A 26,422-nucleotide genomic window follows, 5' to 3' on the forward strand; every position below is an offset into this window, starting at 1 on the left:
GGCAGATTCCTCACTCCGCTCCGCTCCGTTCGGAATGACAGAGCTGGCGTTGGCAGCCCGCTGCGCTTGCCGTGGCACCTTGCTGCGCTTGCCGTGGCACCTTGCTGCGCCCGCCTTGTCACCCCGAGCGCAGCGAGGGGTCTTCCGTGCGCCGCAGGGAAGATTCCTCACTCCGCTCCGCTCCGTTCGGAATGACAGAGGACACGCTGGAAGCCGACTGAAGTCGGCACTCCGGTTTGCCTGATGTAATGTTTAAAAACCATCCAGCCCGCAAATTCCATGCGGGCTGGAAGCCCGCGCCACCGTTGTGCCCCATAGTAGCGCGGGCTTCCAGCCCGCAAACCCCATGCGGGCTGGAAGCCTGCGCTACCGTTGTACGCGCTTATGCCCGAGCAGCCCTTCGCTGCCCAGCGCATCAAGAATGGCATCCATCGTTGTCTCGGCGTAGGTCTTGCCCTCAGGCGTCCTGACTTCCCAGCTGAAATAGTTATCCTTGCCGTTGTGGCTAAAGGGGCCGAGCTCGGTGAAGGTGATCTTGCCCTGGGTCATGGCTCGGTTCCACACCGACTGCTTGAAGACCGGCCAACGGCCCGCATAAAGCTTGCCTCCCATGGCCTGGATGGGGTCGTTCGAGCCGTAGAAATGGTAGAGGTGGGTCACGCTGACCAGCCCCGGGTCGTCAGCCATAACCCCGCCAATCGAGATAACCCGGATTGGTGCCCTGAGCATGCCGTTGAGGAAGGCCGTTGCCCCGAGGGAAATCTGGCCTCCGCCGCTCCAGCCGATCAGGGTCACCGGGATACCACTGCTCAACTGGTAGCCGTGACGTTGCAGTGACTCGACGATCGCGTTGGCGATACCGAGATTGTAGATCGGGCCATAGCGGGGGTCAGCCGAAACCGCTACCTGGAGCACATTGCGCAGGTTGATCAGATTGCCAAGCGCTACCGAGGGGTTCTTGAAGCGTAGTTGCTCGATGTACTTCCACATCCGGCTGAAGAAGCGTTCGTTGGTAAGGCCAGCGCCCACGACGTTGTAGGGAAAGACATCGCGCACCAGGAAGCTATCGGTGAGCCGTCGTTCAAACTCGGCGAGCCACTTGATCTCCTCGTCGGGTACCGAGTCGGCGGTAATGGCCCCAATCCCCGAGAGGTAGACGAGGTAGTGGGGGGCTGACTGGGTGGTACGTTCAGGCGCGACCTGAGGCGTCTTGTTGAGACGTACCGGAACCGCCTCTTCACCGAACCAGCCGGCCCACCAACCCAGGGCCGTGATCGGGGCCATCGCCGCAGAGATCAAGAGCAGGGCTATAGCCCCGAAAAAGAGCATTGAAATCATAGCTTCCGCTCACTTGCCGAAGGTTCGCTTTCAGTCTCGCTCGCAAAGGCGGTCAGGATATCACGCGTCGTGGCGTCAAGCTTGCTGCCAACAACACGTTTGAAGATGGCGTTGCGTAGAGCCACGATCGGACGTCCGATGGTGGCCGTCATGATCATCATCAGCAACCAACCTGCACCGACGACGATGGCTCCTTGCCAGAAGTTGAAGCCGTACGTGAAGTTGACGACACTGATGACAATCAGCAGACTCCAGACCCACAGGACGCGACCGATGAAGACGCCGGCGTACGGGATGAGAACCAGGAAGCCGAACACAAAAGGTGCCGCACCGAGGGTCACAATGCGCAACACGGTCAGGTAACTTGCTTCGCTGCCAAACAGGAAGCGCCCGCTGAGCCAGATCGTCGTGCCCCAGATCAGAATGCCGATAAAATAGGTCAGGCCGCCAAGCAGGAGACTGAAGGCAAAACGTCCGGGCTTGACCCGGTTGACAAAGAGGATCACGCTCTGGCCGATGAGCTGTGAGATGCCACCGACGAGCGCGATCCCCAGGGTGAGCAACCCCGACCGGGGGAGATTCTGAACGCCTGCAAAGACCTGCTCGTTCAGCAGCATGGCCTGGATGATTACCCGCCAGAGATTAGAGAGATAATCAAGTACTCCCTGGAAAAATCCGATCATAGAACCTCCACGCCTTTTTCTCTAACGACGTGTCGTGCTCCAGTAAGCTGAGACAGGCCCACTGTTTGCTTCGGCCTTGACGAGCGCCGCGCGCACGAGTTCCTGGTCTTGCTCGAGCGTTGCGACCATGTCTGAACTGATCATACCGCCCCGAATCTCGGTGGCCTTCGGTGTAAGGCGTACTTCAATCGCGGGCCAGTCGTTGGGAAGCGCGGCGATCAGCAATACCGAGCTATCGGGGGCGAGTTTTGCGGCGCGAGCCTTCAGGTCCGCGTTGGGGAACCCGGAGTCGCCGATCTTCGCGGCCAGGCCACCCATAGCCGCCCCGACCGCCACCGGGATGAGCAGTGCGCCAGCGAACAGGCCGAGGCCAGCGGCGATGACGCCTCCAATCGCTGCGCCTTTGCCCCCGCCCATATCTTTCAGTTCCTTGACGTGTACCTTGCCGTTGACGTCAGCCTGAAGCGTCGCCGCCGCAAGGAGGAACAGGCCCTCACTGGTCAGTTCCTTCAGGGCCGCCTCGGCCCCATCCGCAGTCGCAAAAAAGGCCCCAGCCAGATAGACAGTGCTCATTTAGGATCTCCCTTTCATCTGGTTACGCTTGTTACGCTAGGTTTAAGTCCAATACCTTGCAAATAAGGCGATTGTTTTGACGCAAAGGCGCAACGTTTTTAGCGTACGTGAGCGAACCCTTCGCGCCTTCGCGTGAGCTTATTTGAAAAGTGTTGAGTTTAAGTCTACGGGGATCGCCTCGTTAGCGTCAACATCAGGGCTACGTATCCAGACCGACCGAAAGTAGAAGCGCCTGTTGCCAGGAGTGGAAGGTTCCATCTGATTCGGCTGCCCGCTTTGGTAAGGCAAATTCACCATTCCTGATGATGTTCGCCGTACTTACGCGCCTTACACTTGATGTGAGAGATGGGAGCGCATCCGCGGCTGTGTTTTGGGCCTCGGCGCTTGTGTGAGGGAGGCTGTATTGAATGATGCACCAGTAACCCTTGTTGTGGATGGTCGTACAATCACGGCCCCTTCTGGACGCTCTATCATCGAGGCTGTCTGGGCTGCCGGCCAGACGCTTGTTGAGCATGTAGGCTGCTTCGGCCAGGGGGTGTGCGGTTCGTGCCGGGCTATGGTGCGCCGCGACGGATCACCTGAAGTGGGCTTCGTGCTTGCTTGTGAGACCCTCATCGAGCCGGGGATGCAGGTCAGTTTCGTGCGCGCGCTTGCCCCGCGCCGCGAGCGTCCTTATCAGGTTGACCAGTTCCAGGATTTGTGGCGTGTCGGTACGCAGGTGCGCACCGCTTTTCCCGAAGCGGCCCTTTGCCGCCACTGTGGCGGCTGTGACGCGGTCTGCCCCCGCAAGCTGGACGTTCAGGCAGGTGTCGGTGCGGTAGTAGACGGACGGCTCCACGAGGCGAGTGCTATCTTCGCGGCCTGTGTGATGTGCAATCTCTGCACGGCGGCCTGCCCCGAGCAGATAACCCCCAATCATGTGGGGTTGTTTGCCCGTCGGCTTACGGTGACCCTGCTCAGCCGTCCCGCCAATCTTATGCGGCGCCTCGAGCAGCTTGAGCGTGGCGATCTGCGGGTTGAGATCGGTGCCGAGGAGCATGTGTATGGCTGATTTCCACCCCTACGATGAGGCTCTTGTGCGTTACCGTGCGGGTGGCCATCGCCCCCGACCACTGCCAAAAGGCGTACTTGAACCGGTGGATCTGCTGCGTGAGTTCCACCCTGACTATCACGAAGAGGCTCAGGCCAGGCTTGCTGTCGGGCCGAATCGTGGCGAGCGCTGCCAGGCTCAGGTGGCCGATCTGCTTCAGAGCAACGGCCTGGTTGATGAGATCGACCTCGCCGGTGCCCCTGTTCGCGACACGGATGTGGTGATTGTCGGCGGCGGCGGTGCCGGCTGCGCGGCGGCCCTTGCCGCGGCTGAACAGGGTGCCAGGGTGACGCTGCTTACCAAGTTGCAACTCGGTGACAGCAATACGGTGATGGCCGAAGGTGGCATGCAGGCAGCTGTAGGTGCAGATGATACGCCGCAGCTTCACTATGATGATACGCTACAGGCTGGACAGTACGTTGCCGAGCGTGCGCTTGTCGCTCAGATGGTGATGGACGGCCCTGGTATTGTGCGTTGGCTGATCCAGTTGGGCATGCAGTTCGACCAGGCAGGCAGCAGCCCGTTCGGTGACCTGCTGCTCAAGCGTCCTGGCGGAGGATCGGTCCCGCGCATTCTCTCCTTCCGCGACTATACGGGCCTCGAGTTGATGCGCGTGCTGCGCGAGGCGGTGAGCCATACGCCCGGCATCGAGGTGACGCCCCAGAGCCCTGTGGTTGAGTTGCTGAGCGACGAGCGGGGCCAGTGTGCCGGTGTGGTTGCCTACAGCATTGCTTACCGTCGGCTGTTTCTCATCCGGGCGCAGGCGGTCATTCTCGCCACAGGCGGGATCGGGAGGATTCACCTGGCGGGCTTCCCGACCTCGAACCATTTTGGGGCCACCGGCGACGGATTGGCCTTGGCGTACCGGCTCGGGGCGCGGCTCCGCGAGCTCGACTCGTACCAATTTCATCCGACAGGCCTGGCCTACCCGCGTCACCTTGTCGGCGGCCTGGTCTCTGAGGCTGCCCGCTCGGCGGGGGCCACGCTGCTCAACGGGTTTGGCGAGCGTTTTGTGGATGAGTTGCAAACTCGTGACGTGGTAGCAGCAGCGATCATCCGGGAATGCCGTGAAGGGCGCGGGATCATGCGCGACGGGCAGATGGGCGTCTTGCTCGACACACCGGGGCTAGAGGCCGCCTCGCCTGGCACGCTAGCGCGCTTCGGTGGCCTGCGCCACCTGGCCGCACGCTGCGGCCACGATCCCGCCGAAACACCCTTTCTGGTCTACCCAACCCTGCATTATCAGAACGGCGGCATTGCGATCGCTGGCGACGGCGCAACCAATGTCCCCGGACTCTTCTGCGCAGGCGAGGTAACGGGCGGTATCCACGGGCGCAACCGACTGATGGGCAACTCGCTGCTCGACATCCTGAGCTTTGGGCAGCGAGCCGGGGCAGCGGCGGCCGTGCTGCGCAGCAGCTTGCCCCGGCGCAAAGTGGGCATCGGCCACCTGGCCGACTGGCAACGCGAACTGACTCTCGCCGGCCTCTCGCTAACACGGCGCTCGCCACGACTTTTTCCCGACTATGCCAACTTCGAGTTGCGAGCGCATGTGGGGGCGAAACGTGAAGCGTCATGAACCTTGCACCGTTTCCCAGGCTATAATGGAGCACCTATGAGCTCACTCAACCAGGTGCTGCGGCACCCCAAGACGCTGGTTGGTACCGATCTTGATGCGTGGTTTGCGAATGGCGGCGGCGTGGGCCTGGCAAATGCTCTCGGCGATCCGAGCGCCATCCTGCCCACGCTAGAGGCTGCCGGACTGCGGGGCATGGGCGGGGCTGGCTTCCCGATCTTTCGCAAGTGGGGCTTCATGCTGCCCTCGCCCCGTGACGGAGGCGACCGCTATTTTGTCGTCAATGGCAATGAAGACGAACCAGGCACGTTCAAGGATCGGGCCTTGCTTGCCGAGAGCCCGCACCAGGTGATCGAGGGTGCGCTGATCGCCGCGCTCGCGCTCGACGTCAACCAGATCGTGCTCTACCTCAACCCCGGGGCCACCGACGCCCTCGCCGCCGCCGAGACCGCGATCAGCCAGTGGCACCCGCATCTTGATGAAGTTGCCGCAACCATCGGCCAGAGGATTGCGCTGCGGGTCGTCTGCTCGTCGGGCCTCTACATCGGCGGCGAGGAGACCGCAGTCATCGCTACGGTAGAGGGCGGTTTCCCCTTTCCACGCCAGAAGCCGCCCTTCCCGGCGCAGAGCGGAGTACATGGCCGACCGACCACGGTCAACAATGTCGAGACCGTGGCCCATGTGACCCACATCCTGCGCCACGGGGCCGAGTGGTACCGCAACCTGGGCCTCGGCGAGGCGGTGGGCACCAAGCTCTACTCGCTCAGTGGCGACGTGCTGCGCCCGGGTCTCTATGAATTGCCAATGGGCACAACGCTGCGCGAGCTGGTCTTTACCCACGGGGGCGGGATGCTTCAGGGCAAAGCGTTCAAGGCCGTCTTTACCGGCGGCCCCTCGAATACGATCCTTACAGCCGAAGATCTGGACGCGCCGCTCGACTGGGACTCGCTGCGGGCGTACCGCTCACGCCTCGGTACCGGGGCGATGATCGTGATCTCAGAGGGGGCGAGCATCGTGCGTCGGGTGGCCGACTACGTCGAATTCTTCGCCGATGGCTCGTGCGGTCAATGCCCGCCCTGCAAGATTGGTACGCGTGAACTGGCCGGGGTATTGCGCACCATTGACGCAGGTCGTGGAACGCAGGCCGATCTGGCTCATATCGAGCATATGTGTGGGTTGCTCCCTGGGAGCGGGCGCTGCGCTCTGGTGGATGGTGCTATTACGGTGGTGGACAGCGCACTCGCCAAGTTGCGCGATGAGTTCGAGCGCCTGCTGGTTGATTGACGGCGGCTTGTTGCTCCCCCTCCCCAGCCCTCCCCCGCTGGGGGAGGGAGCCGGATTCCATCGGGGGTTGGGGCGAAAATAGACATGAAAACGAAGTTTTCATGTCTATTATTTAATAAGGCAAGCAACTGTGAATCCAACATTATGGTCTCTTGCAGGCGGTGCCCTGCATATCCTGATCGTGCTCGTTGCTTTTTTTGTTGTCCCGGTCAACCGTAAGCCCTCATCGGCCACGGCCTGGCTTTTGCTGATCACGATTGCGCCGCTTATCGGTGTCGTGATCTTCCTGCTCATCGGTAGCCCCAAGCTGACCCCACGGCGGCGTCAGCTCCAGCATCAGATGAGCGGACTGATCGCCCAGGCCATTGAGCAAGCCTCGGGCGATCGTGCGACGGCGTCTCTGCTCAAGCCCGCTGTTCCCGCAGTTGCCCTGCCCCACACGGCGCTGGCCCAGAAGCTTGGTGGTATGCCGGCCTTTGCGGGCAATGGGGTTGAATTGCTGCCGACCTACAATGCTATTATCGAGCGTATGGCGCAGGAGATCGAGGGGGCGCAGCGGTATGCCCACATCGAGTTCTACATCATTGCTCGTGACACAACGACCGAGGTCTTCTTTGCCGCGATGGAACGTGCGGTCAAACGCGGGGTCAAGGTGCGCCTGTTGCTCGATCAGATTGGCTCACGCAAGTACCCTGGTCGCAAGGAGATGGAGCAGCACCTGACGGCGATTGGTGTTGCTTGGCACTACATGTTGCCAGTCGGCAAACCTGGCGAGTGGCTGCGCTTCGATCTCCGCAACCACCGCAAGATTCTGGTTGTGGATGGCGAGGCAGGCTATACCGGTTCGCTCAATGTGATCGACCGTACCTACCACCGCAAGGATGAGCTCTACTACGACGAGTTGTGCGTCCGGGTTGTTGGGCCGGTGGTTATTCAACTCGAGGCGGCCTTCGTGACCGACTGGTACGCCGAGACAGGCGAGTTGCTTGATCCGCGCAACTATCCAGAGTTGCAACGCACCGGCTGGCATGCTCAGGGCACTGCGCTCTGCCAGGTATTGCCCAGTGGCCCCGGCTTCGATGACGAGAACAATCTGCGCCTCTTTACCGGGCTGATCAACGCAGCCCAGCGGCGGCTCGTGATTGTCAACCCCTACTTTGTGCCCGACGACGCACTGATGCTGGCAGTTACCAGCGCAGCGCTGCGCGGCGTCAAGGTCACGCTGATCAACTCTGAGGCCGTCGATCAACTCTTCGTGGCGAGTGCCCAGAAATCCTATTACGAGCAGTTGCTCCGCGCTGGCGTTGAGGTGCTCCAGTACAAGTTGCCGATCCTGCTGCACTCCAAGACCATCGCCGTCGACGACCAGATCGCGATGATCGGGTCGAGCAACCTTGACATTCGCTCGTTCACCTTGAACTTGGAGGTCTCGCTGGTTGTGTACGACACAGCCGTGGTCGCCGAGCTATCCAAGATCTTTGATACCTATATCGCCCGCTCGAAGCGGGTAGAACTGCAAACCTGGAAGAGTCGGCCCGCAACTCAGCGCCTGATCGAGAACGTTGCCCGTCTCACTGCCGCGCTGCAGTAGGCTGATGCTTTGACGCAAAGGCGCAAAGGGTAAAGTTTCCTGCTCTGCTGGAGTGCCGACTGAAGTCGGCACTCCAGCAGAGCAGAATTTGTTCACACACTACCGCTACAATGCTCAGCACGGTTGAGCGTAGGCCCAGGGTTGCCATCTCGAGGAAGCGCCCCGAAATCGCTGGGGCCAGAGGGAGCCCGCGCTGGAGTTGTCCGACGAGGCGGGGGTAGCTCGGCAGCACGTAAAGCAGGGTAGCCAGAAAGACCCAGAAGCGGATAATCAGCTCGGGGATCGAGCTAACCAGACCAAAAACCCCTCCCGCAAGCTGCTCGATTGCCTGGCGGACTCCGGTGTCAAGGCGTACGCGCAGTTGCTCGCCCGTCTGCCCGGTCGCCTGGGCGATCCATTCAAAGAAGAGCCGCACGCGCTCACCGCCGGACGATGGATCGAACGACTGGATCTCGGCGAGGAAACGCTGGCTCTGACTCGCGATCAGCGTCACCGCGACCAGCAGGGGGATCAGCACCGTCAGCGCGATGGCGAGCAGGGTCACGGCCAGGGCGACCAGATTACGCCCGCTGCTCCAGTGCCAGCCCAGGACTTTGTCGTAGAGCGGACGAAACAGAATGGCCGCCAGGAGCCCAACGGCAATCTCGCCTGCATACGGCCAGAGCACATAGACGACCAGCAGCAGACTTGTTACGAGAATGCCGACAAAGAAAGGGCGATTGTTCATTGTTGCCTCATATCCCTTCGCTTTCCCACGCCCGAATGCTTGCGATGACCTCGTTGGCCGAGTGGGTGCAGTGGTCGGTTCCGTCGGGCAGCCTACTCTTGCCATCGTAGTAGCCGCCGGGACCCGTGTGGGCAATGGGCCCGATAGCGCACTCGCGGTAGATGCCGCGCTGACGGGCTTCCCACCACGGCGAGCGGTGGTTGATCGGCCAGCGGCTGGGGAAGATCATCTGCGGAAGCATCGTTGCCACCGGGTCTTTTGTCCCGTAGAGATGGTCGAAGTGTCGAAAGCTGAGGATGGCAGGGTCGCCGCTCATCACGCCGCCGAGGGAGACCATGCGTACGGGGACATGCAACGCCTGAGCGAGGAACGGCCCCGTCCCGAGGCCCATCTGCCCGCCACCGCTGGATCCGACCAGCGTAATTGGCACCCCACTGTTAATGACGTAGCCGTGGCGAACGAGAGCGATCAGGATCTGCTTTGCCAGACCGAAGCTTATCACCGGGCCATAGCGGCGGTCGGCCGAGACGAGAACCTGGAAGAGGTTGCGGGTATTGATCAGTTGCTGCCAGAAGCCGCCACGCCCAATGGCGTGGTGCCACAGCCGTCCCAGGGGCCGGGCCGGATGATCGAGGCTGAGGCCCAGCACCGAGTAGGGCAGCACCCCGTCAACAACGACCGTGTCGGGCAGGTGCGCCCGGAGCTGGGCGATAAAGGGCTGCTCCTCCTCCGGAACCTCGCCGCTGCGGGGGCTGCCTACGCCCGAGAGGAAGACCACATAGTGGCGCGCCGCCGCGCCACCGACGCCCTGGCGCTCGCGCAGAGCGTCGGCGGCAGCTTCCAATTCGTGGTCGTTGCCGAACCAGCCCGCCCACCAGCCGAGCGCCTCGAGCGGGGCGAGCGCGAGGCTTACCGCGACGAGGGCGAGGGCACCGAAGAACAGCAGCGCAAGCATAATGTCACCTTTTCGGGGGTCAGGGACAAGCCCAACCGTTTACGGTTGGCTAGATGACCTCCAGGTCGGCAAGCACCTGCTCGGCAATGGTGAGCGCCGCTCGAGGCTTGCCGACGGCCTGGGCGTTGGCACGCATGCGGCTCAGCAACGCGGGCGACTCGAGCAGGTGGAGCACGGTGATCGGTACCAACTCGGGCACGCGCAGCGAGATGCCGGCCCCGGACAGGGTGACGAAGTCGGCGTTGGGTTCCTCCTGCCCTGGTAGAGGGCAGATCGTGATCATCGGCGTGCCACGGGCCAGCACTTCGCTGGTAATCAGACCGCCCGGCTTCGAGATCACCAGGTCGCTCGTCGTCACCAGGTCGTCTACGTAGTCGATCATGCCAAGCTTTTGCAGGCCAACGGTGGCGTTGCCCTCGATCCCGGCCAGCGCGTCCAGCAGTCGCTCATTGCGGCCCGCGCAGATCATCAGCGTGAGGGGCACTTCTTGCTCGACCAGGCGCGCCGCGATGAAGGCGATCGTCGCGGGATCTACGCCCCCGCCGAAGATGGTCACGAGGGGCCGGTCGAGGGGGAGTTTATGCTGCCAGCGCAGCTTGTCGGCCTGCTTCGGCTCAGCGATGGCCGGGTTGATCGGAATGCCCGTCACTGTAAGATTGTCAGGGTCGAGCCCCTGCCATGCGAGCATGGCAGCCGTGGTGCGGCTAGGGACGAAGTAACGTGTCACGTGGGGGACGGCCCAGACGCTGTGGGCCAGGAAGTCAGTGACCACCCCGTAGAGAGGGCAGGCCAGGCGACCCTCGGCCTTAAGCTGGCTCATCAGGGCCAGGGGCACCGGCATTACCGCAATGATGGCGGCAGGCGCGAACTCGGCCACATAATGCTCGAGCTTCTGGAAGAAGGGCCAGCCGCGTGTCGCACCCCGCAGGTTCTCGGCCATCGCCCGTTGGGCATCGTCGGTGTCGGCGGCGCGGTAGACCTGGCTATACAGCCCTGCGGCGTGCTCACTCAGTTCCTTGTAGCCCTTCTTCCACAGGCTGCTGAGGGCGGGGTTGATAAAGTCGAGGCTATCCTCGACGTGGGCCTCGACGCCTGGGAAGCGTGCGAAGGCGGCGTCGAGGGCTCGCGCCGCGCTCAGGTGGCCCGTGCCGAGCAGAGCGTGCAGGATCAGAATCCGGCGCATTACGTGACTCCTTACTCTGCGCTGAAGTTGGATCGTCGTCAATCTTAAGTGTAGCAAGAGAGTCTTTGACTGGCATCGTCAGGACACGCAAGCATCATGACCAGTTGTGGAAGCCGGATCGCGCCGAATACGTAGAGCATTGTGCCCTTCGCCGGGGCGGCTACGCATCCTGGGCAACGGGGCCTGCCTTATCTGGAAGCGGGATTTCAGCAATCGCTACGATGCATCGGGGGCCTCGGAGCGCTAGAGTGGAGAGAGCCCCGGCCTCTGGCTGGATAAAGTCCCAACCGCGATGAGGTGCGCCCGCATGGTTGCGCTGCTAATCACCCTAGCGCAGTTCTGGTCGACCGTCCGCATGGTATGGCGCGACCCGTCGTTCCGCTCGCTGGCCGCACTCACCGTGCTGCTGCTCTTCGTGGGGACACTGATGTTCCACGAGGTCGAGGGCTGGGCCTACCTCGATAGCTTCTACTTCTCGGCGATCACCCTGGCTACCGTGGGCTACGGTGACTTTACGCCCAAGACCCCCGTCGGTAAACTGCTGACGGTCTTCTACATCTTCATGGGCTTCGGCATGTTGATGGCGCTGCTAACGCGTTTCGCCGAGGCACTTCTTCAGTCGGAGCAGGAGGCCCGCACACGGCGGCACTTGCGCCGGATGCAGGCCCGCCAGAAGGAGGCCTTCCGCAAGGGTAAGCAGGCCTCCCGCAAGGGTGAGCGTACGCTTGCACCCTCGCTTAGCGAGGAGGCGCAGGCCATACCCGAGGAGCAGTCAACGTGAGCATAGCACGGTCGCCGTTCGCGTGGCAGTGCTTTGGTGGTTAGTATAGGGAGCATCTATGGGTGCAGCAAACCAGGCCCCTGTCCAGCGGCCTGACAATAGCTATGGCCGCTACTGGCAGGCCCCGTTCAACCGGCCAGCATACTACCCGCTCGACCGCAGGCCCGCCCCGGATCTGTACCAGCCGATCGGCGAATGGATGGGTCGGCTCATCCTGCCGCCCCTCGCGCAGCGCGAGCAGGTGCGAGGCACACTGATCGAGATCCACCATGCGCCCGCCGGGCATGATGGGCTCGTCGGTACAGTGGCACGTCTGCGCTGGGCCGACACAGCGGCGACCAACAAGATCTACTGGTCGCTCACCCGGCAGGTGCTCTTCGATGGGCGGGCCCGCAAAGCCGTCGCCGAGGGCACGGTGCTGCCCGAGCGGATCCAAGGGCTGTCCATGGTGAATCCGTTCGAGTCCCTGGCCGGTGCTCACCCCAACGATGACATCGTTGTGCGCCTGCCCGAGCCGGTCACACTGGACGCCGCGCCGGCCGACGGTGGGGCACCCATCCTGTTCGTGCCACGCCAGCCGGTGCAGATCACCGGGCGCTTCTACGCTCTTGTGAAGTTCCTCGCCGCCGAGGGCGACGACGAGCACTATCGGGTGGTTCATTACAGTCGAGACAGCGCCGCTTTCGACGGTCCCGCCGAGGTCGTCCACATGCCCCTCGTGGTTGCCAATCAGGATGGGGTTATGCCCTTCACCAACGCCGGGATCGAGCACGCTCTGGCCGGTGTAGACGGCTGGTACATCTACGGGGCGTGCGACCGCGAGGGCGTGTTTGTTGTGCAGGCCTTGGCCCCGCGTCAACTCCTGCGGCTCGCGCCCACACGCGTGATCGCCTCGCAAGAGGAGGCGCTCAGGTACGTCGGCAAGCAGGGCATCAAGAACGCTGCGGCCCATAAAGGCCAGGCGATGAACGTCTTTCTGCCGCCCCCCGGCATTGACCCGCAGGCAGCCCAGGCCGATTGGGGCGAGGGCGACGACGCCCTGCTTATCCACGTCTATGGTGGCATTGGCGGCGAACAGGCCGAGCCAGCCCTAAAGGCAAGCCCGCTTTACTGGGGCCACTTCGCCTTCGGCGTGGCTCGGGTCGTGCGTGAACCCATCGCCGATGAACTGAGCTTCGATATCGAATACCTCCAGGTCTACGCCCACAACGCCGACGGCTTGACCTCGGGTGCTCTTCACTGGTCGCGCTACATTGGCGACCGCCAGTACGGGTGGCTCGGCACCCGCCCCGTGCGTGATGTGCTGGTGCGCCTGCCCTGCTTCACGGGGCGACGTGGGCAGACAAGCGTCACGCCGCTGGCGCTGACCCGTCGCTACCTAGAGATGATGACCGCACGCTACCGCATCGGCGGCGGTGCTGGTAGCAGCCTTGTGACGCCAGCTTACAACTGCGCTCAGGACTCGAACCAGGCGCTCTACGCCGCCTTCAAGGTCATCGCCCAGAACCTCACCTGGCAAGATCGCCAGACACTCACCGCTGGCGATAGCGCACACGAGCAAGACTTGGCCGACCTGATGGCCCTGGGCAATGACCTCGAGCGCTACCTCGTGCCGTTCGGCGGTGCGCGATCCGATTGGGCCAGCGACGCGGGCGTGCTGGGTGGCAGCGCCGAGATGGGCGGACTAGCGAACCTGCTCACCGCTCTGCGTAGCTGGCGCACGATGTTGCCCTCGGTGGCGGCGCGTACTCTGGTCGCGATCTTCCTGCGCCACGGTGCCGCAGCCTGGGTGCTCGACACCTACCAGTGTGGCGGTGTCAACCCGCATATTTCACCTGTGATGCCAAATGTGTAGGAAGGCATGCGTTACCTATGGCAATGACTGTTACCCCACGCGGCACACGCCGCGCTTCGATTCCACCAGACGGTGACAACAAGGCCGACCGCCCAGAGGGAGTGGCGCCCAGGGTACCAGAGGAGCGTGGATCCCCGGCGGTGCGGCGGGCACGAATGGCCTGGCGGCAACTGGGCGAGCGCATCGCCACGATTACCCCCGCTGGCCTGGCTCAGTTGCTATTGACGGTCGGAGCCTTGCTCGGCCTGATCGCCCTGATCTGGTTCGCCTGGGGTTCGCTCTTCCCGTTCGTGGTCGGCACGGCAATTGCCTACGTGCTGCTCCCCTTGGTCAACCTGCTCGACCGCGTTCTCCCCCGCACGCTCGCCGTCCTGCTGATCATGGGGCTGGTTGCGGTGCTCGCCGCATTCTTCCTCTCGCTGCTCGTGCCCATCATCGTGCGGCAGATCAATGAGGCCTACCTGAGTCTGCCTTCGCCCGACGACTTCGCCACCTACGAGCAGCGCCTTGCCGCCTACCTGCGCACGCTTCCGCCCCCGATGCGAGCCTTCATCATCGACGTGATCACCCAGTTCTACGATCAGGCCCGCTCGAACGTCGACGTCTACCTCGGGCAAAGCGTCAACCTGACCATCAGAGCCCTGCTCGGGCTGGCGAATACCGTAGGCTTCGTGCTTGGGCTTATTGTCGTGCCAACCTGGCTGCTGGCTGTGCTGGTCGATCAGCCCCGCGGCCGCGCCGTCCTCGACCAGGCGCTGCCACCTGCCGCGAGAGCTGAGGTCTGGGCCGTGCTTCGCATCCTCGACCGCGCCTTCAGCGCCTTTGTGCGGGGCCAATTGTTCACGGCGCTGATCACTGGCGGGCTGGTCTACCTGGGGCTCGACCTGCTCACCCAACTCTTCGGCCTCGCCTCCGAGGCTCGCTACCTGTTGCTGCTGGCGATCCTGGCCGGGCTAGCCCAGTTGATCCCTTCGATCGGGCCGTTCCTCGGTGGCATTCCGTCGATCTTCTTCGCCCTAACGATTTCCCCTCAGCTGGCGCTTGCCGTCGTGCTCCTGTTCTTCCTCGTCCAGCAGATAATCAGTAACCTAGTGGCACCGCGCCTAGAGCGCAACATCGTTGATCTGCACCCGGCGATCCTCATCCTGGTCGTGGTCGCCCTGAGCCAGTTTGGCTTTTGGTGGATCCTGCTGGCTACCCCGATCACCGCAGTGGTACGGGATCTCTACCGCTACGCCTATGGACGCTTCGCCGCCCCGCCCCGCCCGGCCGGCCTGCTCCCCGGCGAGCCACTCCCCGCTGTAAAGGCGGTGCGGCGCCGCCCCGCCCTCGTCTATCGCCGTGTGACCCAACTACGCCAGCCGATGTCTGAAGACCGAGAGCGAGGTGCCTAGCCATGACTCAACCCGACGACATTCAACTCGACGAACGCGACGCGCAGTTGACCCAGCGGCGGGTGCCGCTCGAACTCGCGTCCGAGGCCTTCACAACCCGTGGTGCCGACGGTACTACGCCAATCGTGATCGTGCCCGAACGACTGGTGCGCCTGCAGGTCGGTGCCCTTGCCCTGGGCGGGGTTCTGGTGGCCGGCGCTATCATTGGAGCCATCGTCATCGGTCTGAACTGGACCATTGGACTGGCCCTGGCAATTGGCGTCGTCGTGCTGCTACTGGGACTCTACCGCTCGTTCTATGTGGCGATCCCCGAGGGTGTCAACGCATTGCTGGCTATCGGCGGGCGTTACGTGCGAACACTGGGCAGCGGCCCCCATGTGCTGCCGCCCTGGATGATCGTTACCCACCTCGTCACGCGCCGCGAGATTCCATTCGACGTGCTGGTTGTCGAGGCGCCCACCAGCGATGACGTACGGGTCAGCGTTGACGCACTGATCACCTTCATGATCAAGGATCCGCAGTGTTTCATCTACAACATCTCGCCCGACGACTTCGACCGGGTATTCCAGGCAGCCTGCCAGGACGCGCTGCGCAAGCTGGTGCGCCAGATCGAGGTTGCAGCGGTGAACGATCTCGTGCGTCGGGATCTGGCAGAGTTGCGTGCGGCGTTGAACGCCTATGCCGAGCGCTACGGTATCAGCGTCGTGATGATCGCGATCACCTACGCGCAGCCGCCAGGCGGTTTCTTGGCCTCGCAGGAGGCGCGACGCCTGGCTCTTGTGCAGCAGTCCGAGCAAGCCGAACGCCAGGCCCTCGCTCTGCGGCTCCAGGCCGACGAGGCGGCGCTGACGCGCCAGCGCATCGTCGCCCAGGTCGACCAGGCGCGCGAGGAATTGCAGCTCGAGCTTCAACGGGCTGAGGCCCGGCGCACTGTGCTTGCGCTAGAAGCTGAGACCGAGGCGCTGCGACTGGAAAAGCTCCAGGAGCGGCTGCAGCAGTTCCCCGAGGCCGCAGCGTGGGACTGGCAGGGCGAGCAACTCGACGTAGCGCGAGCTCTGGCCGCGAACACGCGGGCCGTGGTGCAGTTCGGCAGTGCCGACGCGCTCGCTCGCCCGCTCATCCTGCACGACGCCACCACACCCGCGTCGACCGACCATGCTGCCCCTCCCCGAGCCTCCTGAAAACCAGCAATATGCGAGCCTGGGAGCGAGGGCGTCTCGCCCTCGCTCCCAGGCTTGCAAAACACCACGACGGTGGGTGGGTGCCTACGCGTTGGTCGCTTCGGCCTCGAGCGCGGCCTGAGCCTCTTCAAGACCCTCGACCGGGATCTCGTACTTCTTGGTCTTGCCACCGAGGCTCTCGATTTTCGCGGTCACGGCGGCGAGCTCATCTTCGTCAGCGGTCACGACGAGGGCCGCTTTGCCTTGACCAAGGTGCTCGGCGATCTGCTGCAGATCTTCTTTGGAGAGGTTGAGGTTCTTCTTGACGAAGGTGCCCACCACGGCGCCGCCGGTGGTGCCGATGAGGGCGCCGCCGATCAGTCCGACGGCTGGGAGCAGGGCGGCGATCACGCCGACCGTTGCACCGACGACGGCACCTTTGCCGACCTGGCGACCAACGTGGGTCTTGACTTTGCCCTTTTCGAAGGTGATGATGCCGATTGCGCCGAGTTTGACTTCCTCGCTGGCCTTGTCCCAGCTCTTGATTGTGTCGCGGGCGCTCTCGGCGGCGTCCTCGCTGTCGAAGATGCCGACGACGACGTTATGGTTCTTGTTGTCCACGGTTAAACTGCTCCTTATGCTTGTGCGATACCCGGTTGCGAACTGCGCTCTGTTGACTCGAGACACCTCCAATGTAGCACCGTCCGTGCGTTCCTCCATCACAGAAAATGCGGATTTTTGTATTCCTCTTTTCGCGGCGCAGTTACGCATACAAGGCACTCTCGTTACCATAGCTGGCAGCAGCTTTCCGTACGGTTTGCCGCCACTCGTAGGGCAATTGCATCATACGAAATCGGATACAACGGGGCACCCGCAAGGGGTGCCCCTACACCGGATGCGGCCTCGCCCCGGTACGGGCACCCCTTGCGGGTGCCCCTTGCGGGTGCCCTTACGGGTGCCCTTGCGGGTGCCTTGGCGGGGTGCCTACACGGAAGATGCAATGCGCCCTACCCGCTTGATGGGTGTGCCGGGCTAGCGGGCGGCGAGGGCGGCCTGGAGGCGTTCGCTGAAGAGTTGGTAGAACGAGGGCTGGCGCAGGATGCCGAAGTGGGCCATCCCGGCACCTAGACCGCTTTTGTAGGGCATGTCGTCGGCCCCGGCGATGATATCGCGCACCGAGAAGCTCAGGAAATCGTCGGGGTCCCAGACATTCCACCAGTGGCCGAGGTAGCGTCGGTCGGGTGCGGGCACAGGTGTGCCGGGGCCATGGGCGAAGTCGCTCACGGCAAACAGTTTCAGTTCCTCGAAAAGGCCCACCTGCGACGAGGCGGCGGCCCAGAAGTCGATCCGCAGGTCGCCATCTGGGTGCAGCGCTGGCAGGAAGTGGGTCACCAGGTCGTAGATAATCTGTCCGCCCATGCTGTGGCTAAAGACGACCAGGGGTTCATCACCCCGCGCTGCCCTGGGCGCTGCGGCGGCCTCTAGCCCGGCGAGCACGCGTCGCACAATCGGCCCCGGGCTCTCGGTGGTGCCTCGGGCGGCAAAGTAGACCAGGGCGTCACCCAGGAACTCGACGACCTCGGCGCTCATTCGGTGGCGAGCGCGCGCTGCCGCCTTGCTCACCACATGGGTGGGCATCCAGAGGCTGCGTCGGCGTACCTCCCGCCAGCGGTCGTGCTGGTGGATGCGTGCGAGCAGGGGACGGATGCGCTGCTCGCGTGCTGTCGCCAGGTGCGCCGATCCGGGCAGGCTTGCCCCATCCCAGGCCAGGCGCACGCCAAGGTCGCCCCAGTAGATCTTGACGATCGGCATCCCCTCGGCGTCAGCGCCGAGGACGGGCGCTACATAACGTCGCAGGTAGGTGGAGATATCGGCCCAGAGGGCTGCGTCTGGCTCGCCATCGCGGGCGGCTACGCCGTGCAGGAAAACAATAGGTATGGTGATTACTCTTCATCACGGAGGCCCAGGGCCTCGCGTAGTTCGTCCAGCGCCTTACGCTCGTTGCGGCTGATTGTCTGACCGCCGATACCAAAAAACTCCGCATCGGCGTGGGCCTCGGCGGCCTCCATGCCCAACCCCAGGGCAAAGCGCTTGTAACCCTCGGCTTCGGCAGGGGTCGTCTTTGCCGCCAGGATGCCTGCCACCTGCGCACACTGGGCCACCACTGCCGCGAGTACCGCGCCGGCGTTTTTATCGCGGCTGCGCTTCACCAGTTCGTCCGACTCCAGCAAGTCGGCTACCTGCGGTGCCACCTGTTGCACCAGGGCGTTGTCTGCGTACTGTGGGGCTGTCTTCGTCGCCGCCGCCCGCAGTTCACGGATCTCCGTGCGCCGACCACGCCAGGATGCCCGTTCGGCAATCATCACCGCAAAGCCGATATGGGCTGGCAGGCGGCTCAGCAGATCCAGTTCCTCTGGGGTGTAACTTGTCATCGCGCTCATCGTTTTCCTTATTTCGGCTGTGAACCTACTTCTTCTCCACAGCTTTGCGCCTGTAGTGCCGACTTCAGTCGGCTAAGTTGGAAGCCGACTGAAGTTGGCACTACGAGTCGAGGGTAAAGCTGATCTGGCGCATCAGGCGTCTCATCCCGTCGCCGCCTCTGGTCGTACGCGGAACTGGGTCATATACAGATCATAATAAAGACCCTTGTGCGCCATCAGTTCTTCGTGGGTGCCCTGCTCAACGATCACCCCATCCTTGATCGCCAGGATGCGCGCCGAGTCGCGAATGGTCGAGAGTCGGTGGGCGATCACGAAACTGGTCTTGCCCTCCATCAGGCGCAGCAAACCCTCCTGGATCAGCTTCTCCGTCCGCGTGTCCACGTTGCTGGTTGCTTCGTCAAGGATCAGCATCTTCGGGTTGGCGACCATGGCTCGTGCGATGGTGAGCATCTGGCGCTGGCCCTGCGAAAGGTTCGCACCCCGCTCGGTCAGCATCGTGTCGTAGCCCTGGGGCAGTTGCATAATGAAGTCGTGGGCGTTGGCTTCTTTGGCCGCCGCGATGCATTCTTCGTCGGTTGCGCCCTCGCGGGCATACTTCAGGTTGTTCATCACCGTGTCAGAGAAGAGAAATGCCTCTTGGAGCACCGCACCGATCTGTTGGCGCAGGCTGGCCTGGCTGAGCGTGGCAATGTTCTGCCCGTCAATGGTGATCGTCCCGCTGTCCACGTCGTAGTACCGGGTGAGGATGTTGATGATCGTGCTCTTGCCGGCGCCTGTGGGTCCGCAGAGACCGATCTTCTGGCCGGGCAGGGCCTCGAAGCTATTGCCGCGCAGGATCTTGCGCCCTTTGACATAGCTGAAATCCACATCCGTAAAGACCACGTGGCCGCCTTTGAGTTGCAGGTCTTGCGCTCGCGGCGCATCCTGCACGGTTGGCCCTTCATCGAGAATGGCGAAGACCCGCGCTGCGCCCGCCGCCGCCTGCAGAATGGTATTGTAGATCTGGCCGAGTTGCTGCACCGGCGACTGGAGTTGGCCCGAGTAGGTGATGAAGGTCAGCACAGTCCCAAAGCCGAACTCGCCCTGAATGGCCATGATCGAGCCAACAAGCGCAATGATCGCCTGTTGCGAGTTCTGGGCAACATTGACAATCGGCGTCACTGAGAGCGCTGCGAGCATCGCTTTCGCGCCGGTGTCGCGGACGCCCACGCTGAGATCTTCTAGGCTGTCGCCGGACTGACGCTGCTGGCCGTAGGCCAGAATGGTCTTGTTGCCCGCCAGCGCCTCTTCCATAAAGCCATTGGCATCAGAGAGCTTCGCCTGGAGTTGGGCAAAGGCCGGGCCGGCGATGCGGCCCATAAAGAGCGCCACGCCGAGCATGATCGGCATCGTGACAAGGGTGATCACTGCCAGCGTCACGTTGAGGATGAACATCACCGTGACGATGACGACAATCGTCATCGTGGCGGTCAGCAATTGGTTGAGGCCACGGGAAAAGAAGTTGTCGATCGTGTCAATGTCGTTGGTAGCCCGGCTCATAATCTCGCCAATCGGCTGGCGGTCATAGAAGTTGAGCGAGAGCGTCTGGATGTGATCGAAGAGCTCGGTGCGCAGCCGGAAGAGCGCGTCCTGGGCCAGGAACTGGATGTTGCGGTTGCTCTGCCAGGCACAGATCCAGTAGAGAGCCGCTGCCCCAGTGATGGTGAGCGCGATCCTTGCAAGCTCGTCGAGATCGCCCCTGGCCCCGATCAGATCCACGGCGCGCCCCATCAGGTAGGGCAGCAGTGCGCTGAGCAGCACCGACGTGATAAGCAGCACAATAACCAGGATGAAGCGCGCGCGGCGGTGTACTACGTAGCTCAGCAGGCGCCGGAGGGTTGGCACAAGCTCGATGCGTTCGTCGCTGTCTGCCCCGCCTTTGCGGCGACGAGGATCCTTTGCAACAGGCTTCGGTGTCGTCTCGCTCACGCGGTACCTCCCATTGACTGACCGGCAAGGGGCGAAGCTATCCTCTCGGGTTGCTCGTCGAGCTTGCCTAGCTGCGACTCGTAGATCTCACGGTAGAGGGGACTGGTCTGGATGAGTTCAGCATGCGTGCCAACGGCCACTTGTCTGCCATGTTCCAGCAGGACAATCTTGTCGGCGGTGAGCACTGTGCTGATGCGCTGGGCGACGTAGAGCTTGGTCGAACTGGACATCAGACCCTGCACGGCTTCCTGGACGCGCGCCTCGGTAGCCATGTCTAGCGCACTGGTGCTGTCATCGAGAATGACGATCGGCGGGCGCGAGGCGAGGGCACGGGCGATCGCGAGACGCTGCCGCTGGCCGCCCGAAAAATTGGTGCCGCGCCGCGACACTGGTGCGTCGTATTGCTCGGGGATGCGGCTCACAAAGCTATCGGCGTCGGCGGCCTGGGCCGCAGCCACTATCTCGTCATCATCGAGATCGGGCCGGCTGAAGAGAATGTTGGCCCGTACCGTCCCGCTAAAGAGCACGGACTCTTGCAAGGCCATGCCGACGATCTGATGCAACTGGCGCTGGGGAAGATCGCATACGTTGATACCATCAATCGTGACCTTCCCCTCGAGCACATCGTAGAAGCGCGGGATGAGATTCACCAGGGTGGATTTGCCCGAGCCCGTAGCACCCAAAAAGCCTATGGTCTGTCCTGGCTCAATCGTCAGGTTGATCTTCTCCAGGACAAGCCCTGTGGTCTTACCTGCGCGGTCGCGGTACCCAAAGGAGGCGTTCTCGAAGACGATCCGCCCTTTGATATTGCTGACATCAACAGGTTTTGCCGTTGAACGATCCTGGATCTCGGCCTCTTCGTCAAGGATCTCGAAGACACGACCACACGAAGCCTCGCCCGATTCGAGGAAAGGGATGATGAAGGCGAGCATCGCCATCGGGCCGACAACCATGCTCAAGACGTTGCTGAAGACAACAATTTCGCCCAGGTTGGTCGTACCGCCAAAAACACCCTGCCCGCCAAAGTAGTAGAGCGCCGCGGTACCCGTGTAGACGATCAGTTGCAAGCTGGGTACAAAGAGTGCCATGCGGTACGCCGGGCTCAGCGCTGCATCAAGCCAGGTGTTTGAGACCTTCGCAAAGCGCTGCATCTCGAAACGCTCGCGTACGAAAGCCTTGACCACCCGCACCCCGGCCAGGGCCTCTTGCAGCACATTGTTGACGCCATCAAGAGCCTGCTGGCGGGCAACGAACATCTGCTGCACGCCCCGCAACAGGAAGAAGAGGACGACCGAGACGACAACCATGATCACGATCATGAGCCAGAGCAGACTGGGGAGCAAGAAGATTGCCATTGCGACCGCCATGACAATCATAAAAGGGGCCTGGAAGAGCAACAGGATGCCATAGAGCACCGCTTGCTTGACGTTGTTGATGTCGGACGTGAGGCGAACGAGCAGGTCGGACGTACGAAAGCGATCCAGATTGCCGAACGACAGGGTCTGGATTTTGCGGTACGTGCCGACCCGCAAAAAGTTGGCGGTACCCTCGGCAAAAAGCACAGCGTAGAGCGAGTTGCCCAGGGCAAAGATCGTCTGAATCAATGTCAGGCCGATCATCCAGACGGCGGTGCTGATGACGACCTCGATGTTGCCCTGCTGCACGCCATCGTTGACCAGGGTGCCGTTCAGGGCAACAATAGCGAGGTTGAGCAGGACGCTGAACGCCAGGAACGTCTGGGAGACAATGAAGGGGCCGCGTGCCCCCTTGTAGATCACGAGTAGTCGGCGAAAATTCTTGTACATAGAGTCCCCTATGGGTTGTTTTCGCAGAAGTAACACCCCCTCAAGGGGTTGCACCACATACCGCACTCCCGACCCCTCGTTTTGTTAGGCAAAGGGCTTGAGGGTGCAATTCTGCCACCATACTACTCGGCACTGAAGGAGGCCTTGAGTTTCGCCTCCTGATCCTTTGAGAGGTTGGTGGCGAGTAATTCCCTCTCACTGGCCCCAAAGGCCTCGCGGAGCCGATCAACGACCTCGTCCTGGCTCATCAGGAAGAGCGCCGAACTGCCCTCTGTTACCTGCTCACGTACCGACCTAATAAAGTCATCGTCAATACCGATATCGGTGAAATGGCCGCCGAGGGCGCCGATCCCCGCGCCAATCAGACCGCCAAGGAGCGGCATAAAGAAGATGAGCCCAAACAGCATGCCCCAGAAGGCACCGTCAAGGGCGCCTACCCCGGTCATATTGACCGCCTGTCTCGTCTTCGGTTTCTTCTTGCCCGTAGGCCAGGTGACGGTTGCGGCGTCAAGTACCGTGATCAACCCCTGGGCTTGCAAGCCCTTGAGTTGCTCGAGTGCTGCCTCGGCACCATCAGCCGTTGGATACTTGTACACAGTGAGGTTTGCCATTGCGATCTCCTTGCATGTCGATTGATTGACCGGATAAGTTCAACCTCAAGTGTAGCAGCAGGTCACGCCCCTGACATCGTCAGGACGCGCAACTCCAATGACTACTTGTCGCAGCCGCATCGCCTCAATTGCGTAGTTCCCCGCCGTCGCACCACATCCCGGTGGCGGGGGTCCCTGCAGAAACCTGGCAGGTGCGCGCCGCCGCGATCCAAAGGGAACCAGAGGCATGTCCCGGTGCGCACCTGGCAGGTTTGACCTACGCATTTCGTCACCGAACTTGCTACTTGTGGTGGGTGGATTCACGTAAACTTGCCGATGACACGAGGAGCCAGAAGCGAGTAAGCTGTTGCACGGGCGTTTAGATCGCGGTACACTTGTTCTATGACCCAGACCCTCTCCACACGTACCATATGCTGTAAGCGGTGGATTCTTGACCGTAGAATCGAAAGAGGTGCCGTCGATGATTGTGACCCTTACGATGAACCCGTCGGTTGATGTGAGTACCGATGTCGACCATGTCATGCCCGAGCACAAGCTGCGTTGTAGTGCCGCTCGCTTTGAGCCAGGCGGGGGGGGCATCAACGTCTCGAGGGCGTTGCGCAACCTCGGTGAAGAGTCACTGGCTCTCTATACTGCCGGTGGCATGCGTGGCGCAATGCTCCACGATCTGCTCGATCACGAGCACGTATCGCATCGTGCTCTCGGTGTTGCCGAGCCGACCCGCGAAAGCTTCGCGGTGCTCGAAACCAATAGCGGACAGCAGTTCCGTTTCAATCTGCCCGGCCCGACGCTCAGCGAGCCCGAGTGGCGGGCCTGCCTTGAAGCGTTGGCGTCCATCACGCCGGTCCCCACGTTCATTGTTGCCAGCGGGAGCCTGCCTCTTGGTGTGGCAGACAATTTCTATGCTGAGGTCGCCGCCTTTGGGCGCACTATCGGGGCGCGGGTGATCGTTGATACCTCCGGTGCGGCGCTCCAGGCCGCAGTGGACGCCTCGCTCTTTCTGATCAAGCCCAACCTGCGCGAGCTGGCGCTGCTGGTCGGGCGTTCCCTCGACGATGAGACTGAGGTAGAGCGAGCTGCCCTCGAGCTAGTGAGCTCGGGACGTACCACGGTGGTTGTCGTTTCGCTCGGCGCGGCTGGGGCGCTGCTCGCAACCGGCACGACGTGTGAGCGGCTACGGTCACCCACGGTGCCGATCCGCAGCAAGGTCGGCGCAGGCGATAGCATGGTGGCGGGAATCGTTGCCGGGCTTGTCCGTGGCCTCGATCTTCGCGAAGCCGTTCGTTTTGGCGTGGCTGCGGGTGCCGCAGCCGTTATGACGCCAGGTAGCGAGCTCTGTCGACGCGATGACACCGAACGCCTCTATCGCTATGTTCGGCGCGAGGCGGAATAATACCTGGATACCAGTCAAGGGTGAGTATATACGTTCGCTTTGCATATCACTGAGGAGGAGTTGTGTTTCAGACACTCGTAATCGCTGTCCTGTCGATCGGTATCGGGTTGGCTGCTTGTTTTATGGGCTACCAACTCTTCCGCTTCCTGTTGCCGTTCCTCGCCGCTCTGTACGGGTATGCCGTCGCCGCAAGCTGGTTTAGCCCCGAGGCGTGGTTCTGGCCGTTCATCATTGGCCTCATCGTCGGCCTGATCTTCGCATTCCTGGCCTACTTTCTCTGGAGCATCACCGTGGGCATCGGCGGTGTCACGCTGGGCTTCGGCGCAGGGATGCAACTCGCTGCCTTCCTCGGGCTCGGCTCAATGCTCGCCCCGGTGATTGGCATTGTCGTCGCCTTGATCTTTGGCTTTATGTTCTTCAGCGCCCGCGATCTGCTCGTGATGGCCTCGACCTCCCTCGCCGGGGCTGGCCTTGCGCTGACAGGTCTCGCAATCATGCTCCCCGGTTTGCTCGGCTGGCTGGCCAACAGCAGTAATTTCCTTACCTTCATCTTAACCATCGTGCTCGCGGCAATCGGTTTCGGCACCCAATACCGCACGATGGCTGGGCGCAACATCTACGCGGTGATGGTGTGAATGGGGCGACTCCTATCCTCGTCTTACGGATTCGCAAGCAAACAGTGTCGAACATGAAGGCGTTATATCGATAAGGGTGGGGTGCAGCTATGGAGGAGTCGATCGGATCCACATGGACACGTCCGACGAGGTACGTTGTTGGGATCGGCCTGGCTATCTTTGGGGTTTTTCTTCTCTTCATCAGCAACTCGGTGATCCCGCTGCTGGTTGTGGCTGGCCTGCTTGCTTTCACGGTCCGCCCGGTGATCAGTCTGCTCCACGAGCGGCTCCGCCTGCCCTACGGTCTGGTCGTTGGGTTGACCTACCTCGTCGTCTTGCTTTTGCTGCCCCTGGCCGCGCTGATCCTGCTCTCAGCCATCGGCCAGGCCCTGGCCTTTGTCTTCAACCTCGACTACGAGCGGGCGATTGACGGCTTTACCAACGCTGTGCAGGGCTGGATGGAAGGGCTGAAAGCCTGGGAGATTCCCTTTGGCCCGCTCGATACCTACGTTGACGCGATCGCCGACGCGGTGCTGGTCGCATTGAACGGGGCCAGTCAGGTAGCTCAGCCCGAGATTCCTCCTCTCGCTGACCTGGCCGAGCAGTTGGGTTCGGCGCTTACCGTCACCTTTGGGGCGATGGCCGGGTTGGTGGGCAACATCTTTTCGTCGGCGATCCTGCTCATCTTTGTCTTTCTTTCGGCGATCTATTTTACCCTTAGCGCTGCCCGCTACCGTGACGCAATGGTGGCGGCCTTGCCGAAACCCTATCAGCCCGAGGTTGTCGCTCTCTTGCGCCGGGTCGGCCACGTCTGGGTGGCTTTCTTCCGCGGGCAGATCACGCTCATGATTATTATCGGTGGCGTCGTCTGGCTTGGGCTGACGCTGCTCGGTGTGCCAGGAGCCCTCAGTCTGGCTATTATCGCGGGCCTGCTCGAGGTCGTGCCGAATCTGGGGCCCGTGGTGGCGACCATTCCCGCCGTGATCGTCGCGCTGCTTCAGGGCTCGACCTATTTGCCGGTCAACAACGTCGTGCTCGCCCTTATCGTGATCATCTTCTATGTTATTGTGCAGCAGCTCGAGAACAGCTTGATTGTGCCACGCGTGCTGGGCGAAGCGGTGGAACTACCACCCCTGGTTGTTATGACCGGTGTGCTGGTGGGTGGCTCAGTGGCAGGTATTCTCGGTGCGTTGCTCGCCACTCCGGTCATCGCGACTGGCCGTGAAGTGTTGAGGTATCTCTATCGCAAACTGCTCGGCGAACCGCCCTTTCCACCTGAACAACTCGATCCGGTCGCACATCGACAGGATGTGAAAGAGCAAACACCCATCCCGGCACCGTCTGGCGCTGGCTCAGATGCATCTGCGGCTACTCCTGTTGAAGGTGGTTAAGAACTTCGC

The 26,422-nt window shown here is 62.2% G+C and carries 23 protein-coding genes; 11 read left to right on the forward strand and 12 right to left on the reverse strand.

Annotation, left to right across the window (positions count from 1 at the left end):
* Positions 1-366: 366 nt before the first annotated feature.
* Genes A9Q02_RS15755 through A9Q02_RS15765 form a run of 3 tightly spaced genes read right to left on the reverse strand, consistent with a single transcriptional unit; the run spans position 367 to position 2,594 of the window.
* Positions 367-1,338: a hypothetical protein gene (locus A9Q02_RS15755; protein WP_097654045.1), complete on the reverse strand. Its 972-nt coding sequence runs from the start codon at positions 1,336-1,338 to the stop codon at positions 367-369.
* A complete protein-coding gene (locus A9Q02_RS15760; RefSeq protein WP_097654046.1) occupies positions 1,335-2,021 on the reverse strand; it encodes a hypothetical protein in 687 nt (228 codons plus the stop codon). The genes A9Q02_RS15755 and A9Q02_RS15760 overlap by 4 nt, the downstream gene beginning before the upstream one ends.
* 21 nt (positions 2,022-2,042) lie before the next feature.
* Positions 2,043-2,594, reverse strand: coding sequence for a hypothetical protein (locus A9Q02_RS15765; RefSeq protein ID WP_097654047.1), 552 nt, complete (start codon positions 2,592-2,594; stop codon positions 2,043-2,045).
* A gap of 403 nt (positions 2,595-2,997) precedes the next feature.
* On the opposite strand from A9Q02_RS15765, the gene A9Q02_RS15770 reads away from it, so the two are divergent.
* From A9Q02_RS15770 to cls, 4 genes are all read left to right on the forward strand, one after another.
* The gene (locus tag A9Q02_RS15770; RefSeq protein WP_097654048.1) at positions 2,998-3,645 is read left to right on the forward strand and encodes a 2Fe-2S iron-sulfur cluster-binding protein; all 648 of its coding nucleotides are present in this window, start codon (positions 2,998-3,000) and stop codon (positions 3,643-3,645) included.
* Positions 3,638-5,263 carry an FAD-dependent oxidoreductase gene (locus tag A9Q02_RS15775; protein ID WP_097654049.1) on the forward strand — a complete coding sequence of 542 codons (1,626 nt, stop codon included), beginning with the start codon at positions 3,638-3,640 and terminating at the stop codon, positions 5,261-5,263. The genes A9Q02_RS15770 and A9Q02_RS15775 overlap by 8 nt, the downstream gene beginning before the upstream one ends.
* Positions 5,264-5,299: 36 nt before the next feature.
* Complete coding sequence (locus tag A9Q02_RS15780; protein ID WP_097654050.1) at positions 5,300-6,544, forward strand: complex I 51 kDa subunit family protein; 1,245 nt, start codon at positions 5,300-5,302, stop codon at positions 6,542-6,544.
* Positions 6,545-6,674: 130 nt separating this feature from the next.
* Complete coding sequence (gene cls / locus A9Q02_RS15785; RefSeq protein ID WP_172451035.1) at positions 6,675-8,135, forward strand: cardiolipin synthase; 1,461 nt, start codon at positions 6,675-6,677, stop codon at positions 8,133-8,135.
* On the opposite strand, the gene A9Q02_RS15790 is transcribed toward cls, so the two are convergent.
* The 3 genes from A9Q02_RS15790 to A9Q02_RS15800 are packed head-to-tail and all read right to left on the reverse strand — an operon-like array spanning position 8,116 to position 11,057.
* Positions 8,116-8,862, reverse strand: coding sequence for an AI-2E family transporter (locus tag A9Q02_RS15790; protein WP_097654052.1), 747 nt, complete (start codon positions 8,860-8,862; stop codon positions 8,116-8,118). The two genes, cls and A9Q02_RS15790, sit on opposite strands and share 20 nt — an antisense overlap.
* 7 nt (positions 8,863-8,869) lie before the next feature.
* A complete protein-coding gene (locus A9Q02_RS15795; protein ID WP_097654053.1) occupies positions 8,870-9,817 on the reverse strand; it encodes a hypothetical protein in 948 nt (315 codons plus the stop codon).
* Between the two features lie 49 nt (positions 9,818-9,866).
* Positions 9,867-11,057, reverse strand: a complete 1,191-nt coding sequence (locus tag A9Q02_RS15800) for an MGDG synthase family glycosyltransferase (RefSeq protein ID WP_141508961.1) — start codon at positions 11,055-11,057, stop codon at positions 9,867-9,869.
* Between the two features lie 250 nt (positions 11,058-11,307).
* Here A9Q02_RS15800 and A9Q02_RS15805 point away from each other — a divergent pair, with 250 nt between their 5' ends.
* Genes A9Q02_RS15805 through A9Q02_RS15820 form a run of 4 tightly spaced genes read left to right on the forward strand, consistent with a single transcriptional unit; the run spans position 11,308 to position 16,211 of the window.
* Positions 11,308-11,781: a potassium channel family protein gene (locus A9Q02_RS15805; RefSeq protein ID WP_097654055.1), complete on the forward strand. Its 474-nt coding sequence runs from the start codon at positions 11,308-11,310 to the stop codon at positions 11,779-11,781.
* Positions 11,782-11,839: 58 nt separating this feature from the next.
* Entirely contained in the window at positions 11,840-13,636 is a 1,797-nt protein-coding gene (locus A9Q02_RS15810; RefSeq protein ID WP_097654056.1) for a hypothetical protein, read from the forward strand.
* A gap of 17 nt (positions 13,637-13,653) precedes the next feature.
* The gene (locus A9Q02_RS15815; protein ID WP_097654057.1) at positions 13,654-15,030 is read left to right on the forward strand and encodes an AI-2E family transporter; all 1,377 of its coding nucleotides are present in this window, start codon (positions 13,654-13,656) and stop codon (positions 15,028-15,030) included.
* 2 nt (positions 15,031-15,032) lie between these two features.
* Complete coding sequence (locus A9Q02_RS15820; RefSeq protein ID WP_097654058.1) at positions 15,033-16,211, forward strand: SPFH domain-containing protein; 1,179 nt, start codon at positions 15,033-15,035, stop codon at positions 16,209-16,211.
* Positions 16,212-16,295: 84 nt separating this feature from the next.
* Here the strand turns inward: A9Q02_RS15820 and A9Q02_RS15825 are convergent, their stop codons facing one another.
* From A9Q02_RS15825 to A9Q02_RS15850, 6 genes are all read right to left on the reverse strand, one after another.
* Positions 16,296-16,811, reverse strand: a complete 516-nt coding sequence (locus A9Q02_RS15825; protein ID WP_172451037.1) for a DUF1269 domain-containing protein — start codon at positions 16,809-16,811, stop codon at positions 16,296-16,298.
* Between the two features lie 411 nt (positions 16,812-17,222).
* On the reverse strand, positions 17,223-18,002 hold the full coding sequence (locus A9Q02_RS15830; RefSeq protein WP_097654060.1) for a hypothetical protein: 780 nt from the start codon (positions 18,000-18,002) through the stop codon (positions 17,223-17,225).
* 131 nt (positions 18,003-18,133) lie between these two features.
* The gene (locus A9Q02_RS15835) at positions 18,134-18,631 is read right to left on the reverse strand and encodes a hypothetical protein (RefSeq protein ID WP_097654061.1); all 498 of its coding nucleotides are present in this window, start codon (positions 18,629-18,631) and stop codon (positions 18,134-18,136) included.
* 141 nt (positions 18,632-18,772) lie between these two features.
* Entirely contained in the window at positions 18,773-20,599 is a 1,827-nt protein-coding gene (locus tag A9Q02_RS15840; RefSeq protein WP_097654062.1) for an ABC transporter ATP-binding protein, read from the reverse strand.
* Positions 20,596-22,404, reverse strand: a complete 1,809-nt coding sequence (locus tag A9Q02_RS15845; protein ID WP_097654063.1) for an ABC transporter ATP-binding protein — start codon at positions 22,402-22,404, stop codon at positions 20,596-20,598. The genes A9Q02_RS15840 and A9Q02_RS15845 overlap by 4 nt, the downstream gene beginning before the upstream one ends.
* A 122-nt stretch (positions 22,405-22,526) precedes the next feature.
* On the reverse strand, positions 22,527-23,015 hold the full coding sequence (locus A9Q02_RS15850; RefSeq protein ID WP_097654064.1) for a DUF1269 domain-containing protein: 489 nt from the start codon (positions 23,013-23,015) through the stop codon (positions 22,527-22,529).
* A gap of 460 nt (positions 23,016-23,475) precedes the next feature.
* On the opposite strand from A9Q02_RS15850, the gene A9Q02_RS15855 reads away from it, so the two are divergent.
* The 3 genes from A9Q02_RS15855 (at position 23,476) to A9Q02_RS15865 (ending at position 26,413) form a co-directional block, all read left to right on the forward strand.
* A complete protein-coding gene (locus A9Q02_RS15855) occupies positions 23,476-24,408 on the forward strand; it encodes a 1-phosphofructokinase family hexose kinase (RefSeq protein WP_097654065.1) in 933 nt (310 codons plus the stop codon).
* Between the two features lie 62 nt (positions 24,409-24,470).
* Entirely contained in the window at positions 24,471-25,043 is a 573-nt protein-coding gene (locus A9Q02_RS15860) for a hypothetical protein (RefSeq protein WP_097654066.1), read from the forward strand.
* 89 nt (positions 25,044-25,132) lie between these two features.
* The gene (locus A9Q02_RS15865) at positions 25,133-26,413 is read left to right on the forward strand and encodes an AI-2E family transporter (RefSeq protein WP_097654067.1); all 1,281 of its coding nucleotides are present in this window, start codon (positions 25,133-25,135) and stop codon (positions 26,411-26,413) included.
* The last annotated feature ends 9 nt before the right edge of the window (positions 26,414-26,422 follow it).

Source organism: Candidatus Chloroploca asiatica (genome assembly GCF_002532075.1).
GTDB classification, from domain to species: Bacteria; Chloroflexota; Chloroflexia; order Chloroflexales; family Chloroflexaceae; genus Chloroploca; species Chloroploca asiatica.